General features: G+C 59.2%; 12 protein-coding genes. 5 read left to right on the forward strand and 7 right to left on the reverse strand.

All coding sequences use genetic code 11. From position 1 onward, the window contains the following. The first annotated feature begins 45 nt into the window (after positions 1-45). Positions 46-957: a LysR family transcriptional regulator gene (locus tag ACYQ1A_RS02065; RefSeq protein WP_499359793.1), complete on the forward strand. Its 912-nt coding sequence runs from the start codon at positions 46-48 to the stop codon at positions 955-957. A 40-nt stretch (positions 958-997) separates the two neighbouring features. Here ACYQ1A_RS02065 and ACYQ1A_RS02070 read toward each other — a convergent pair whose 3' ends face one another. Continuing rightward, positions 998-2,272, reverse strand: coding sequence for a cytochrome-c peroxidase (locus ACYQ1A_RS02070; protein WP_499359796.1), 1,275 nt, complete (start codon positions 2,270-2,272; stop codon positions 998-1,000). A gap of 134 nt (positions 2,273-2,406) precedes the next feature. Continuing rightward, positions 2,407-3,645, reverse strand: coding sequence for an alkaline phosphatase family protein (locus ACYQ1A_RS02075; protein ID WP_499359797.1), 1,239 nt, complete (start codon positions 3,643-3,645; stop codon positions 2,407-2,409). A 109-nt stretch (positions 3,646-3,754) separates the two neighbouring features. Here ACYQ1A_RS02075 and ACYQ1A_RS02080 point away from each other — a divergent pair, with 109 nt between their 5' ends. Further along, positions 3,755-4,420 (forward strand): TetR/AcrR family transcriptional regulator, encoded by a 666-nt coding sequence (locus tag ACYQ1A_RS02080; RefSeq protein WP_499359800.1) that lies wholly within the window; start codon positions 3,755-3,757, stop codon positions 4,418-4,420. Positions 4,421-4,631: 211 nt separating this feature from the next. Beyond that, positions 4,632-6,617, forward strand: coding sequence for an acid phosphatase (locus ACYQ1A_RS02085; RefSeq protein WP_499359802.1), 1,986 nt, complete (start codon positions 4,632-4,634; stop codon positions 6,615-6,617). Between the two features lie 82 nt (positions 6,618-6,699). Here the strand turns inward: ACYQ1A_RS02085 and ACYQ1A_RS02090 are convergent, their stop codons facing one another. Continuing rightward, positions 6,700-7,947 carry a dicarboxylate/amino acid:cation symporter gene (locus ACYQ1A_RS02090; RefSeq protein WP_499359804.1) on the reverse strand — a complete coding sequence of 416 codons (1,248 nt, stop codon included), beginning with the start codon at positions 7,945-7,947 and terminating at the stop codon, positions 6,700-6,702. A gap of 265 nt (positions 7,948-8,212) precedes the next feature. Here ACYQ1A_RS02090 and ACYQ1A_RS02095 point away from each other — a divergent pair, with 265 nt between their 5' ends. Together ACYQ1A_RS02095 and ACYQ1A_RS02100 are read left to right on the forward strand one after the other, a co-directional pair. Then, positions 8,213-9,712, forward strand: a complete 1,500-nt coding sequence (locus tag ACYQ1A_RS02095) for a DUF1254 domain-containing protein (RefSeq protein ID WP_499359806.1) — start codon at positions 8,213-8,215, stop codon at positions 9,710-9,712. Positions 9,713-10,245: 533 nt separating this feature from the next. Beyond that, positions 10,246-11,175 carry a DUF2726 domain-containing protein gene (locus ACYQ1A_RS02100; RefSeq protein WP_499359808.1) on the forward strand — a complete coding sequence of 310 codons (930 nt, stop codon included), beginning with the start codon at positions 10,246-10,248 and terminating at the stop codon, positions 11,173-11,175. Between the two features lie 52 nt (positions 11,176-11,227). On the opposite strand, the gene ACYQ1A_RS02105 is transcribed toward ACYQ1A_RS02100, so the two are convergent. The 4 genes from ACYQ1A_RS02105 to ACYQ1A_RS02120 all read right to left on the reverse strand — a co-directional run bounded on the left by ACYQ1A_RS02105 (position 11,228) and on the right by ACYQ1A_RS02120 (position 14,879). Beyond that, complete coding sequence (locus tag ACYQ1A_RS02105) at positions 11,228-11,890, reverse strand: dihydrofolate reductase family protein (protein ID WP_499359810.1); 663 nt, start codon at positions 11,888-11,890, stop codon at positions 11,228-11,230. A gap of 131 nt (positions 11,891-12,021) precedes the next feature. Beyond that, positions 12,022-13,104 (reverse strand): outer membrane beta-barrel protein, encoded by a 1,083-nt coding sequence (locus ACYQ1A_RS02110; protein ID WP_499359812.1) that lies wholly within the window; start codon positions 13,102-13,104, stop codon positions 12,022-12,024. Positions 13,105-13,615: 511 nt separating this feature from the next. Continuing rightward, positions 13,616-14,107, reverse strand: a complete 492-nt coding sequence (locus ACYQ1A_RS02115) for a hypothetical protein (RefSeq protein WP_499359814.1) — start codon at positions 14,105-14,107, stop codon at positions 13,616-13,618. Between the two features lie 10 nt (positions 14,108-14,117). After that, positions 14,118-14,879 (reverse strand): DUF2092 domain-containing protein, encoded by a 762-nt coding sequence (locus ACYQ1A_RS02120; RefSeq protein WP_499359816.1) that lies wholly within the window; start codon positions 14,877-14,879, stop codon positions 14,118-14,120. Positions 14,880-15,147: the final 268 nt, after the last annotated feature.

Genomic DNA, 15,147 nt, shown 5'->3' on the forward strand with positions numbered 1-15,147 from the left:
AACAATCCGGCTTTAAGCGCACCTGCTAGTGAAGGAAATTCATTAATGCCCAAGACTGCCGTCTCTGAACTGAGCGCCTTTGCCGTTATTGCCGAACAGCACAGTTTTCGTGCTGCAGCGCGCTTGCTGGATGTTTCCCCCTCGGCCTTGAGCCACGCCATGCGCGCGCTGGAGGAGCGACTGGGCGCGCGGTTGCTGAATCGCACCACGCGCTCGGTGGCGCTGACCGAGGCGGGCGAAAAGTTGCTTAATCGCATCCGTCCCGCGCTGGCCGACATCGACGAAGCCTTGCAGGAAGTGACCAATGCGCGCGAGCGACCCTCGGGCTCCTTGCGCATCAATAGCTCAGAAACCGCCGCCTTGCCGCTGATGCAATATGTGCTACCGGGATTTTTGCAGCGCTACCCGGACATCCATGTGGAATTTGTAGTCGACACGCGCCTGGTTGATATCGTGGCCGCCGGCTACGACGCGGGCATCCGCCTGCAGGAGGCGGTACCCAAGGACATGATTGCGGTCAAGTTCGGGCCAGATTTGCGCTTTGCGGCGGTGGCTGCCCCCGAATACTTTGCCCAGCATGCGCCGCCGCAAGTGCCACTGGATTTACTCCAGCATCGCTGCGTGCGGTTTCGCTTTGAAAGCGGGGCGTTGTATCGCTGGGACCTGCAATCCCACGGGCGTCCGATCAATCTGGACGTGAACGGGCCAGTCACGGTGGGTAGCATGCGGCTGGCGATCGAGGCGGCTTTGCGTGGCATCGGCATTGCGTGGGTCAACCAGGCGCAAGTGGCCGAGTACCTCGCCAACGGCCAACTGGTGCAAGTGTTGCAGGACTGGAGCCCGGCGCAGCCTGGCCTGTGTTTGTACTACCCGGCCAACCGCCATCCGCCCACGGCGTTGCGTTTGTTTGCCCAGGCGGTGCGCGACTGGCATGCCGCGCCGTCGGCAGGCACTTGATACCGCGCTAGCGCCTGCCGCAGTTCAAGCAAGGGCGGGATTATTTTTTCGCTACCACCAGCGCATCGCGGTCCGTCAGCGTATTCAAAAACGCGATGACATCATCCACATCCTTGTCATTCCACGCTGGCGTGCCGCCGCGTTTGCGCGTGAGCGGTTCGTCGTTGGTGTCGACATTGGCGCGCTTGTCGGCGGGCAGATCATCAAATTTCTGCAGCTTGCCGTGCACGCTGGGGTACCACTTTTGCGGCGCGGTATCGCGTTGCACATAGAACTGCAGCGCGGTTTTCAGATCGTGGAATTTGCCGTTGTGAAAGAACACGGCGCGCGTCGCCACATTGCGTAGCGTGGGCGTGCGGAACATGCCGCAATAACCATCCTGTTTGGCCTGGTCTTGCCGCAGCGGGCCACACAAACCCATATCAAAGAATTTGGGGTCTTTGTTAACCGCCAACTCGCCATTGCGTGGCACGCCCAGCACTTCAAACTGGTAATCGGTAAACACCGGGTGGGCGCCGTTGGCACCTTGATGATCAAAGTGACAAGACGCGCAATTGCCGCTTTTGGGGTCGTCAAACAATTGTTTGCCGCGCGCTTCTTGCGCCGTCAGCGTGGCTTTGCCATCCATCCATGCGTCGAACTTGCTGCTGTAGGGATGGAAGCTGGCGTCATCCAGCTGAAACTGCGCCAGCGCCAGGCCCGCAAAATGCAGCGCTTGCACGTCGTTATTCAGCACCGCGCGGCCGAACAGTTGGTCGAAGGCGCTGGCGCTATTGCTGTGGCGCAGCCGCTCGGCAAACCCTTGCGGCGTGCCATTGGCCATTTCATCGAGGTTGAGCAAGGGAAACGCCGCTTGCTCATGCAGCGTGTCAAAGCGGCCATCCCAGGTCAGGCCGCCCGTGGGCGGCAGCTCTTGCGCTTCGGCGCGTTCCATCATGCTGGCCGGGCTTTCCACGTGCCAGGCTTGCATCTTGTTGAGGGTGTAGCGCAAGGACGGCACGGCGCGCATGCCCTGATGCGTCATATCCGCGCCGCCAAACTGGGCGGGCAGGGCATTGGGTGGGCCATATGCCCGCTCGGCGGCGTGGCAGGTGGCGCAGGCTTGCTGGCCGGACGCCGACAAGCCGCGATCAAAAAACAATTGCCGGCCCAAAGCGGCGAGAGCGGCTTTGTCCGGCAGTGGGGCCGCAGCGGCCGTTTGGGCTGGCGCCGGCGCCGTGGTCGCACGTGCCCGCGCCTGGAACAGGATGGAGGTAGCAGCCAGGCCCGCCAGCAACAACACCAGCCAGGCATTACGACGAGAGATAAGGTTCATGAGCTCTGGATTCGCGAAAAGGTAAACGGCGCGCAACCCCGCGCTGGGAGGGGTTGCGCACGCCGTGTCGGGGCCAGCGCAGCGTGACCAGGTTGCGAGCCGGCGGCACGCGGGTTGCGCTGCGGTGGTCCGCGCTACTTGAGGTTGGTAAAGATGTCGGAGCCGAACGGCGTCAATCCATCCTGCGCCGCGTAGCCGAGGTGGCTGAGCTTGAAGATGTCTTCAATACTGCGCAGCAGCGAGTAGTGGTTGTACGGCGTGGTGGTGACTGTGCCCGCTTTGATAAACGGCGAGATCAGCACCGCACCGGTGTTATCGCCACCAAAGCTGTTGTATTCCACCTGGATCTGGTAGCCGTTGTAGCTGCCCAGCGCCGAGGTTTGCGGGTAGTCGCCCAGGTTGGGGCCTTTTTTCTGGTTGCAGCAGGTTTCGCCCGCATAAGTCAGCTTCATCACGCCACTGGCCACGGTGGTGGCGGCGTAGCTGCCTTCATCAAAGTTGATGATCAACAGGCCGTCTTGCTTGAAGGCCGGCGAGCTGGTGATGATCGGCACCCAGGTCTTGAGGAAGGCATCGGCCGAAGTCAGGCCACCGGCTTCACCCGTCACGCACGGTGCATCGTGGCCGTCATGGCACAGATTGGGCGTAATGAAGTTGAAGTTGGCGGTGGTCGAAACGGCGGCCAGATCGCTCTTCAGCGTATTCAACTCAACCACGTGTTTGCCGCAATCTGCGTTGTTATCGATGATCGAGTGGAAATACATAAAGGGATTGTGCCGGGTGGCGTACTGGTCGCCATTGGCCACTGCGGTGCTGGAGGCTTCGGGCGACTGGGTGTAATCCACCGCGCCAATGACCGGGTGCCCACAGGTGGCACTTTCGCGCGACGGGTCGTTGCCCATGTCTTCCATATAGCCCTTCCAGGTCAGGCTGGCGGCCGTCAGCTGGTCGGGCAGGGTTTTAACCGAGGCCGGATAGACGCAGCCGCTACCAATGGCCTGGCCATCGGCATCGGTGCCGGTCTGGGCAAATTCAGTAAACGACTGGCAATCCATATTGGTCACCGGGTTGCCGGACTGGCCCGAGATCATCGCGATATAGTTATCCAGGCTGACGTGGCCGGTGCCGTAGTACTTTTGCAACAACGCGCCCTGGCCGGCCAGCGTTTGCGCCAGATACGTGGCCTTGGTGCTGCTGCCAAATGTCGTGCTGTAGTTTTCGTTTTCCAGCGTGATTACAAAAACGTGCTTGATGCTGTTGATGGTCGGCGTGGCGCTGGCCGAGTCATCGCCGCTATTACAGCCTACCAGTGCGCCGGCCATGACGATGCCGCCAAGAGCCGCTGCAATCCAGCGTTTGAAGTTAATGCTCATCGTGTTGTGTCCCAGTGTTTTAGTTGGGTATCGGGGCGCATATCAAAACATACATGTATGTCTTTTTTATGACGTGGCAGGTGGCGCGCACCCCGCTAGAATGGCGCGCATGAATAGCCAGAGCCGCTCCAGCCAGACCCGTCAGGCATTGCTCGATGCCGCCCGCCAGCTTTTGATCGAGCAGGGTTATGCCCGGCTGGCCGAAACCCGCGTATGCGAACGTGGCGGCGTAAGTCGCGGCGCGCTGCGCTATCACTTTCCGGATGGTTTGCTTGATCTGTTGCCCGCTTTGCTGGATGAGCTGATCGGCATTGAAGGCGGCAAGATCGATGCCGCTGGTGTGTTTAACCCCAGAGAGCGCATCTACCTGGCGCTCTACGGTCTGGCCCATGCGCAGGGGCAAACCGATTCGCTGGCGGTGCTGGAGTTGTGGATGGCGGCCCGCGGCGATGAACGCCTGGCCGAGCGCCTTAATCCCATCATGGCCACTGCCGACAAGCGCATCTTCGGCTTTGCGCCGGATGCGCCGTTTGAAGCCGATTTGCTGGCCTGGCGTTTACTGTTGCACGGTGCCAGCCTGCATGTGTTCAGCCTGGATTACGATCGCGCCAGACTGAGCGCCGCGCTGCAATGGGTGCTGCAGCAATGGCCGATGCCGGAAAGCCTGCAACAGAAACTGGCCGCGCGCCGGGCCGAGGCGGCCGCGCACGCGGCGCTGCATCCGAATGCGCAATCTGCCATTCACGCCATCACCAATCCGGTCGACCCCGGTTAAGCGTTTAACTTTGTTTTAAATTGCGGCAAAAACCTGCAGTCGCGCCAAATACAGCATTGGCGCGGCCTGGCGGGCGCGGGCAAGCGCAAACGTATCCGTATCGGCCGATACAGATACAAAACCGTCATCTTTCTCTCATGTTGGCTCTCTAGCATTCAGTCCGTTTTATCCAGCCGGGTCTGCCGACCCTCTACTGACACGGACTTTCATAATGCAAAAAAAACCTTATTTTCCGCTCGCCATCCTGCCGCTGGCCCTGGCGCTTGCCCTTGCCGGGTGTGGTGGCGACAGCGATAGCAGCACGTCAACCAGCGCCAGCACTGCGTCCACCGCGCTGACTATCCCGGCCGCGCCCACAGGCACCGGCGCGGAAGACATCGCCACGGTACAAGACACCGCCACCGTGTTGCCGTTTGTGGATTACGCGTATACCAACCAACGCGGCGACGCCCGTTACGCCACGCTGGATACCAACGCTGGCGTGCGTGTACTGGCCAGATACCTTGATCTGTGGAAGCCGAGCACGCTGATTGTCGATGCCGGCGTCACCGCCACGGCGTATGGCGACTTTCCTGCCGTCGTCGCCAGCACCTGGACCGGCATCCCCGGCGATGCCACAGATGGCAGCATCCTTAACAGCAACGTACTGGCACAGAACATCCAGTACGTGGTCACCGCCACCAGCACGCGCACGGCCGATCAGGCCACGGCAGCCTATCTGGATGATCGTCGCGGCAAGGGCTATAGCGTGACCGATGGCATGGGCCCGCTGACCACGGCATGGCGCACCGCCGCGCAGCAGACCACCAGCATTACCAGTGTGGCCGCCGATGCCACCAGCGTGGCTTATAGCGATACCGGTAACAACGTCGGCGTGGGCGCGGCCACCAACACCACCTTTGGCAATGTGGTGGATTTGCTCGGCACCACGGTCGGCACCAACGCTTCGACCGAACCGGCCAAACGCTTCTACAAATATGCACGGCCATTCCGCTGGAGCAGCAGCGTGGTGGTGGTTCCGGCGCTGGTACCGGCGGAAAGCAGCACGCCGAATACCGATGGCGGCTTCCCCAGCGGTCATTCGGCTGAGGCCGGTCGTGACGCCTTTACCATGGCGTGGCTGGTGCCGGAACGCTTTCAGGAAATGGTGTCGCGCGGGCTGGAACTGGGCGAGAACCGCATTCTCGCGGGCATGCATTCGCCGCTGGATGTGATCGGCGGCCGTATCCAGGCCCTGGCCACCGTCGCCGCCAATCTGCGCGCCAATACCGGCGTGGCCGATGTGGCCTATGCCCAAGCCCATACCGCGCTGATGGCCGCCGCGGGCGCGAGCAGCGAAAGCGCATTCATGACCTACGCGCACTCGGCCGACACCACCACTGACCGCTTTGCCGATTACGCCACCAACAAAGCCAATAACACCCGCCGCCTGACCTATGGCTTTAGCCAGATCGGCGACACCACCAAACTGGCAACAGTGCCCAAAGGCGCCGAAATCCTGCTGCAGACACGGTTTCCGTATCTGACCTACAGCCAGCGCCGCGTGGTGCTCAAGACCACGGCTTTGCCGTCTGGCTACCCGGTGATGGACGACGCAGAAGGCTGGGGCCGCATCGATCTGTTCAAAGCGGGCGACGGCTATGGTGCTTTCAACGGCGATGTCGCCGTCAGCATGGATTCGACCTTGGGCGGCTTTAACGCCGCCGATACCTGGCGCAACGACATCGCCGGCGCGGGCAAGCTCACGCTGAAGGGCACGGGCACGTTGCATCTGGCGGGCGCCAACAGCTATAGCGGTGGCACCGACATCGAAGGCGGCGTGCTACAAGCCGATAGCGTCAGTGCCTTTGGCAATGGCGATGTCTACGTCGGCAAAGGTGCCGCCACCATAGCCGCGGCCAGCGCGCTGACGGTGGCCAACTACACGCAACTGGCGACAGGTACTTCCAATCTGGTTATCGGCAGCGGCACCCAGGGTCAGTTGAAGGCCAGCGGCACGGTCACCCTGGCGGGCGGCGCGCTCAACGTCAGCTTTGCCAATGGCTACACGCCGACGGTGGGGACCACGCTGACCCTGATCAGCGCCAAAGCACTGGCAGGCACCTTTGGCAGCATCACGGTGAACGGCTTCAAGGTGACCGCGACCTATAGCGCCACCGGTCTGAGCGTGCATCTGGATAGCGCAGCCGCCGCCTGAGGCAAAGCCGGGCAGTGCGCCGGATCAGCCCCGTTGTCATCGCGTGGATGGCAGCGGGGCTTTTTGCGTACCGACGCCGCGCTCAGCCCAGCGCCTGTTTCAGCTTGGCGTGGTCCAGTTCTTTCTCCCATTTGGACACCACGATGCTGGCCACGCCATTCCCCACGATATTGGTCAGCGCGCGGGCTTCCGACATAAAGCGATCAACGCCGAGTATCAAGGTCAGGCCCACCACCGGAATATCCGGCACCACCGCCAATGTGGCCGCCAGGGTAATAAAGCCGGCACCGGTTACGCCGGACGCGCCCTTGGAAGTGAGCATGGCGACCAACAAGATCGACAATTCCTGCCATAGCGTCAGATCGATATTCATTGCCTGCGCCACAAACAGCGCCGCCAGCGTCAGATAGATATTGGTGCCATCCAGATTGAAGCTATAGCCCGCGGGTACCACCAGGCCCACCACGGCTTTGGGGCAACCGGCGTTTTCCATTTTCCGCATCAATTGCACCAGGGCACTTTCGGATGAAGACGTGCCCAGCACCAGCAATAACTCTTCGCGGATATACACCACAAACTTGATGATGCTGAAGCCGCAATAGCGCGCAATTGCACCCAATACGATCAGCACAAACAAAATGCAGGTGAGATAGAAACACGCCATCAGACTGGCCAGCGGCAGCAAGGCTTTAAGGCCGTATTTGCCCAGGGTAAACGCCATGGCACCGCCCGCGCCCAGCGGCGCCAGCCACATCAGCGCGCGCACCATGCCAAAGAAAATATCCGACAAGCCTTCGACAAAGCGCAACACCGGCTCGCCTTTGCTGCCGATCTTGTTCAGCGCAAAAGCAAACAACACCGCGACCAGCAAAACCTGCAATAAATCGCCCGAGCCACCAAATGCATCGGCAAAGGTTTTGGGGATGATATGCAGCACAAAGTCCACTACATGTTGCTCATGCGCTTTTTGCGCGTATTCAGCAGCCAGTTTGGGGTCCAGCGTTTTGGGGTCAACGTTGAAACCTTGCCCGGGCTTGAGAATATTGGCCACCAGCAAGCCAATCACCAAGGCAAAGGTCGAGACCACCTCGAAATACAGCAAGGCTTTACCGCCAACGCGACCTACTTTCTTCATATCGCCCGCGTTGGCAATGCCCAGCACCACCGTGCAGAAAATCACCGGGCCTATCAGCATCTTGATCAACGCAATAAACCCGTCGCCCAATGGTTTGAGCGCCACGCCCAGGGGCGGATTGAAATAGCCGATCAATCCACCCACCACGATGGCTACCACCACCCAGAAATACAGGGACCTTCCTAAATGCCTCATCAGAGTCTGCTCCATCGTTCTTTTGGTAAACAACGTGCTCTCAGTGCGATCGTCCAGTCTTGTAGTGCCGGAATTGCGACTACATTAACGTGCGTTTGAAACGCCGTATCCAGGTAGTTTCCGCAACACGGGCGGCGCGGCGCGGCTGGGGCGTACATGCCCAGTCTTGCAAATTTTACCTTCACAACTATGCTGACCTTTCGGTTTGCTGTCGCTACGCGCAATAAGCCGCCACACCGCCCAACCGCACGCAAGGAACGTGTTCATGTCGAATTCCGCATCCATGCTTAAAACCCTCGCATTTACCTTGGCCGTGGCCTTATCCAGCCCGGGGTTTGCTGCACCGCGTTATGACGAATTGGCCAATTCGCCGTTTAAAAACGGGTTCCCCACCAAAGCCAGCAGCCAGAAACTGGCGGATGAATTGATTTTTCAACGCGCGACCCAGGCTTATTTATGGTCATTGCCAGCGATCAATATCTGGGCCATGAAAGAGGCTTCAGAAAAGCAATTCGGCGCCGGATATAACATTCTGCCCACGTGGAAAGGCCGCATTAACGCCAAGACATTGGTCACCACGCCCAATTCCGATCTGGTTTACGCCATGAGTTATCTGGACCTGGCCAAATATGGCCCCTTGGTGGTGGAGGCACCGCCGGGTGTGCAGGGCATGTTTGATGATTTCTTCCAGCGTCCCCTGGTGGGTCCGACCATCGACGGCAAAACCTGGCGCGGCGACGTCGGCCTGGCGGGGCCGGATAAAGGCAAGGGCGGCACTTATGTGGTATTACCGCCGGGCTATACCGGCCCGGAACCGAGCGAAGGTTTTGTTTATCGGTCGCGCACCAATAATGTGTTTTTGTTCTGGCGCACCTTCTTTAAAAACCCCGCTGACCTGACCACCCCAGTGGCCGAAGTCGAACAAACCCGCATATATCCGCTGGGCAAAAAAGAGCAGGCGCTGCCGATGCAATTTCCGGATGCGACAGGCGCGCAAATCAATATGCTGTTTCCGCATGACGGTGCTTATTTCGATATGTTGTCGCGTTTTATCGAAGCCGAAGCGGTAGACCCGGCCGATCTGGATATGCGCGGTTTCTTGCACACCATCGGTATTGAAAAAGGCAAGCCTTATGCGCCCGATGCCAAGCGCCGCAAATTGCTGGATCAGGCGGCACGCACGGCATTCAAGATGAGCAAGGTAATCAGCAATGATTTGCTGGTTAATGAGGCGGGCGGTTTGTATTACAAAGATCGCCAATACGTAAATACTTTTGCCGGAGAAAATACCGAATTCCAGTCCAGTGGCAGCTACACCAATCTGGAACAGCGCGTAGCCTTCTTTACCTCTGCTTATTCAGACAGCCCGGGCATGGTGATGAATATCGTCGGCGCAGGCGCCAAATATCCCGCAACTTCGCGCGATGCCGACGGCAATTATCTTGACGGCGGCAAAACCTACAAAATGACGCTGCCCGCCGACGTACCGGCCGCCTTGTTCTGGTCGGTGACCGCGTATGACGGTCTGAGTGCATCGGGCATGCCCAATGGCCAGGCGTTTCCATCGCTAAACCAGATGGACAAGCCCATCCAGAATGCCGATGGCTCGACCGATATCTGGTTTGGCCCCACCTCGCCAGGCACAGGCAAAAACTGGATACAGACCGTCAAAGGGAAGGGGGTGCTGGTGATTGTGCGGCTGTATGGGCCGAAGCAGGCGTTTTTTGATCAGACGTGGAAACCGGGCGATCTGCAGAAGCAATAAAGCCCGAACGCGGTTACACGGCGGCGCGCGTGATGGCTGCTCAGCGCCGCTGCCGCTCATCCGGCCATGTACTACACGGCTTTAGGCGTTGTCCTGCTAACGGCGCCCGCGCGATTTCTCAAAACTAGCGTCAGCACATTCGCTCTCGGAGAAACAAAATGATCAAGTCATTGATTGGTACAGCTATTGCGGGCCTGGTAATGGGTGTTCTGTTGAAAAAGCTGGTTAAAGACAAGACCGAATCGACCTCGGCCACGCCGGTTTAAACTCGATTCAGTGGTGGATAGCATCGCCAGGCAAGCGGGCGGCACTGCATAAGCGGGCCGCCCGTTTTGTTATACGACGGCGCGGCTGGCCGCGTACCAGGAACGTGCTTGCCATGCGGGATGGCGCCGCCCGAAAACGCCTCTCGCAATACCAGACAGCATCTATGCGCAACACTGCGCAACGGCATGGCTGATGAGCTGCCAGCCACTTGCTATGCTGTCGCCCTCATATCGGGAGGGCACATGCGGTTTTGCTGGATGCTAGGGATGGTAGTTTTCGGACTTGGCGCGACGGGGGTTTACGCCGACCCGGTGTGGGAATGCGCGGGGCCGCGTGGCGCACACATTTATCAAGACAAGCCGTGCGCCGGGGACGCAGCCTATAGCGTGGCGACGCCCGTCACGCGTGATCATCCTGCGGGCAAGACTGCCGAAGAATTCGATACTTTGCTGGTCCGCAATGGCCCGGCGCAATTGCCGCAGGCATCCGGACTGGCTCAAACCGGGCGGGGCGCGACTGCCGTTCCTGCCGTAATTCCTGCCGTAATTCCTGCCGCAGCGACCGCAAAGCCTGCATTGGCCGCGCAGGCGCCGTCATTTTCCCCCGTGGCAAGCAATGACCCATCCGCAAGGGTGCCCGCCCGCGCCGGACTACCGTTCATGACCGTGGTTGGCTGCATGGCCTTATCAATCATCACCGGCCTGGTGCTCAGGCTCAGGTCAGGCAATTCCGGATACCCACGCTGGCGACCACGCGTTTTGCCCACGCCCGGATTCAAACGCGCACGTTGGCTATCGCCGCATGAAATCCAGATGTACCACTTGCTGGCCGCCCATGCGCCGCACGGCTGGAAGGTTTTGACCCAGGTTTCCATGGGCCAGTTACTCACCGCGCACGGCGGCGACGCCCGCCAGAATCTGGCACATTGGCGGCGGGTATCCCAGTTGGCTTGCGATTTTGTATTGTGCGACAGCGCGCTGGCCGTTATCGGCGTGGTTGAACTGGACGACCACACTCATCGTGGCAAAGAGCACAAAGACGCGCGCCGCGATGCCTGGCTGGCAGAAGCGGGGATTGCGACGCAGCGCTTTTATCATGTGCCAGCCGCAGAGCAAGTCGCTGCAATGTTCGCACGGTGGTCAGACCGCGCCCCAGCGCAAGCGGACGGCGAGCGCTGCCCAAGCGCCGCCGCATGAACCGATCGCCACACCGCGAGGTACACGTCGGGTTGCGCCGGCTCTACCGCCTTCAGGAGACGGCACTGCCGGTACGCTGCAACAGCACATGCGTTGCCTGTTCCGACGCCACCGAGCGCACACATTCATAACCCAGCGCCCGCATATTCAGGCCTTCAAACAATCTTTCACCTGCACCCAACAGCACCGGCGCGATGGCGATATGCAATTGGTCGATCAATCCCGCCCGCAGGTATTGCCGGATCGTGCTGGCGCCGCCGCCGATGCGCACGTCTTGATGCGCTGCCGCTGCCCGGGCTTGCGCGAGGGCGTCTTCGATGCCGCCCGTCACAAAATAAAATGTCGTATCGCCCGCCATGTGCAGCGGGGGCCGCGCGTAATGGGTCAGCACAAATACCGGAACGTGATAGGGCGGATTATCCCCCCACCAGCCTTGCCATTCGGGTTCAGCCCAAGGGCCACGCACCGGGCCGAACATGTTGCGGCCCAGGATCCACGCGCCCACGTTGGCAAAACCGGCGGCGGCAAAATCGTCGTCAACGCCGGTGCTACCGCCGTCAGCGCCAAACAGTGTTTTCTGGAAGGTGCGTGTACCGATCAGCCACGGATGCAACGCTGTACCGCCGATGCCCAAGGGGTTATGCACATCCTGATCCGGCCCGGCGGCGTAGCCATCCAGTGAGACGGTAAAGCAAGCAACCCTGACTTTCGACATGCCCGAACATTCCTGAAAAAAAGCGCGCATCGCAGCGCGCCGGGTTTTGAAGCAACAAAGGCACAGCCGGCCATGCTGCGCCGGACTGTGCCTTGATTTTCTCTATGCCTGCGGCGGCGTACGCGCCGTCGTTATTGCGTCGAGTTTTCTTGCATATGCACTTCTTCGTGCACGCCTTGCGCATCAATTTCCACGCGACGATCCGGCGCCAGACATTCGATCAGCTTCTTGCGATTCTTGATTTTGGCGCAGCTGTCGCCGGTAACCGGATCCGCTTTACCCTTGCTTTGTGCGTCGATCTTGTCCGGCGGCACGCCCTTGGAAATCAGATAATCCGCCACCGCTTTGGCGCGCCGGTAGCCGAGGTCCATATTGTATTTCTCGCTGCCGATGCGGTCGGTATAGCCGATTACGATGGCTTTACCTTCTTTGGGATCCAGATCTTTGACCTCGGCATACAGTTTGTCGAGCGCGTCTTTGCCTTCCGGTTTCAGCGTGTTTTTACCAAAGGCAAACAGCACGTCGGTCTTGAGCGAGAAATGCTTGGTTACCACTTGCGGTTCTGGTGCCGGTGCGGGCGCAGGGGCCGGAGCGGGCGCGGGAGCAGGCGCCGGAGCGGGTGCAGCCACAGGAACAGGCGCCGGGGCAGGCGCGCCAAAGTAATAGTTCAGGTTAAGGGTGTAGCTATTGCTTTTGAATTTGACGCCGTTATCGCCCACGCGCATTTGCGTCCATTCACCCGCTAGCCCCCAATGCGGCGCAATTTTGTATTCAAGGCCGGCACCCCCGTGGAAATCGTTGCCGCCAAAGTTATTGATCAAGCCATCGCCGCCCGAACCTTCCAACCGCCCGTAGCCGAGCTTGATATAGGGTAGAAATTTATTGAGCGGTACACCCAGCTTGAAATCAGCGCCACCCAGCCGCGCACCATAATTGCTGGTCAATCCGGTGCTCAGCAGGTTGTGATCGGATTTATCGACGTAATCATAAAAGCCGCTCAGGCCGATCAAAAAACTATCCCATTGCAGGTTGTAACCCAGCTCGCCACCCGCGGTGACGGCGTTTTTGCTATCCGTCTGGAAATTGCCGGAAGTGCTCGAGCGATTATCGCCCGCTTTAATCCCGACAAAAAAGCCAGCAAAATCATCGGCGGCAAGCGCCTGGGTACAAATCAGAGCGGACAAGATAGACAGGCAGAGACGTTGTTTAATCATTTGGGGTCACCTTTTTTTCACAAACTTTGAGGCTCACATTCAGCTTCTGACCAAATGTGCAGCGCATCGAACACGCGTACATGCGCGCAGATGCTGATTGCGACTATAGGTGACGGTGTCCGCAGGCATTTGTTACAGCCATGTGCAATCTGATGTACGGCAGGAGAAAGCTTTATTGTTGGCTGGCTGCAACACATTAACCGGGCAACCCGCGTGCGCTGGTGGCTAAGCGACTCAAAAGCAAAATCGCTGCCGAATTCCCGGCGGTGCCAGGCCACAAAAACCGGATGAATAAAATCAGCATGAGCCAGATAACAGATGTTTTTAAAGATAAAACAACAACGAACTCTACCGCCCGATCAAATGCGTAACATGCATTCAATATCAAGGCCCTGGCCGGTGACATGCTTTGCTGTGCGCTGGTATTTGTTTCGACGGCACCACCGTCGCTTGTAAGCGCGTTCCGATGCATATAAATCGGGCCGCCATCACGGCGGCCCGGGCCAATACATCAAGGAGCATTCACCACAATGTAGGTGACGTTACTGCCCTGATATTGCGGCTGATACCACGTATTGCCGCACTGGCGATAAGCCACGTTGCCGCGCATGACATCTACGCAACTGGGCGGCATTTGTGCCGGGGTCAGAATGGCGCCCACTACCGCCGAGGTAACGGCGACCGTTGCCGTGACTGCCGCGGCAGTGGCCACCGGGTGGTAGTGGTCGTCGTAGCCATAGCCGCGTCGGTCATTGTTTTCGACATTGATGTTGACGTCGTTATGGCTGTTGTTCACGTTGACGTTGTTGCCGTGCACATTGGTGTTATGGCCGCCGGCTACCCGGTTGCCATTGTTGCGGTTACCCCCGCCGCGGTCGGCGTTGACCGAGCTGCGGGCCGCGCCACGGGCGCCAGGGCCGGCATCCGCCTGCTGCGCCAGGCCCAATGACAGCAGGCTGAGCGCCATGATCGAAATCAGCGTCTTGCGTGTTCTGGTCATCATCATCGCCCCCTTAGTCTTCCGCTTTGGTTAAAGGAATGAGCACATCTTTCTTGCCCGGCTTGAAGGTGAACGCGTCGGCTTTAACGCCGGGCTTCAGATTCCAGGTGTAGAGCGCGCTGTATTCCGGGAATGACGTATCGTCGGTGGTGGTAATCACCAGTTTGCAGGGCAGTGGTTTGTCCGAGCGGGTAATCCAGAGCTGCCAATCGATGCCTTCCTGGCGAAAAGCCAGGTGATCACACAATTTGCCATTGATATGCGACGGGCCGATATACATGGCACTGGTCAGCGCCTTGGCTTGTGACTGGTCAGTGCCAAACAAGAACAGATCCTCCATTGGCACCTGAATGCCGTAGTGGTCTTCAATCTCGTGCAGCATATCGGTTAGTTTCGGCGGCGCATTCACCGTGGTGTAGTAATGCAGGTCCGGCGAATACTGGGTAAAGACCGTACCGTTGTAGAAGAACTCGCGGCTCAGCGTGTCGGTTTCTGCTACCGCATGAAATCGATCACGCCCAACCACCTGCAAGGTGCTGGTGCCCTGGATTTGCAGCTTCTGCCCCGTTTCCAGCACGGTGTCGTGGGTGATCGCTGCCTTGACTTCAAAGCGCGACAAGCTACGCAGATAGTTGCCCATCTGGGTGAGCTTTTCGACCACCTTGGGGTTGACGACCGCCTGCGCGGTAGCGTCCGCAGCGGCGTCTTCTGCCCTGGCTTGTAGCGCGCAGGCCGCCAGCAATGCCAGCAACCATGTGGCTTGTTTTCGAATCATTTGCGTTCTCCAGCATTTATAAAAAACGTCTTGAGAAATAGAACGCCCGAGGCGAGGGGGGTGCGGTCGGCTTGCCGCGACGGGTAACGCGTGCTGTGTAAGGGGCGCCCGACACCTCTGTGTTCTAGCACCGCATTACACCTTTGTAATTATTTTCCACGGCAACTTACGGACGGCGGCCAGGCTGAAACCGGCGCCGGGTATGTCTCATTCCGTTTGTAAGAACCTGTCAGCAATGCACCGCCTTTGTGCCTATATTGGTCGGACG

The organism is Silvimonas sp. JCM 19000 (assembly GCF_054652575.1).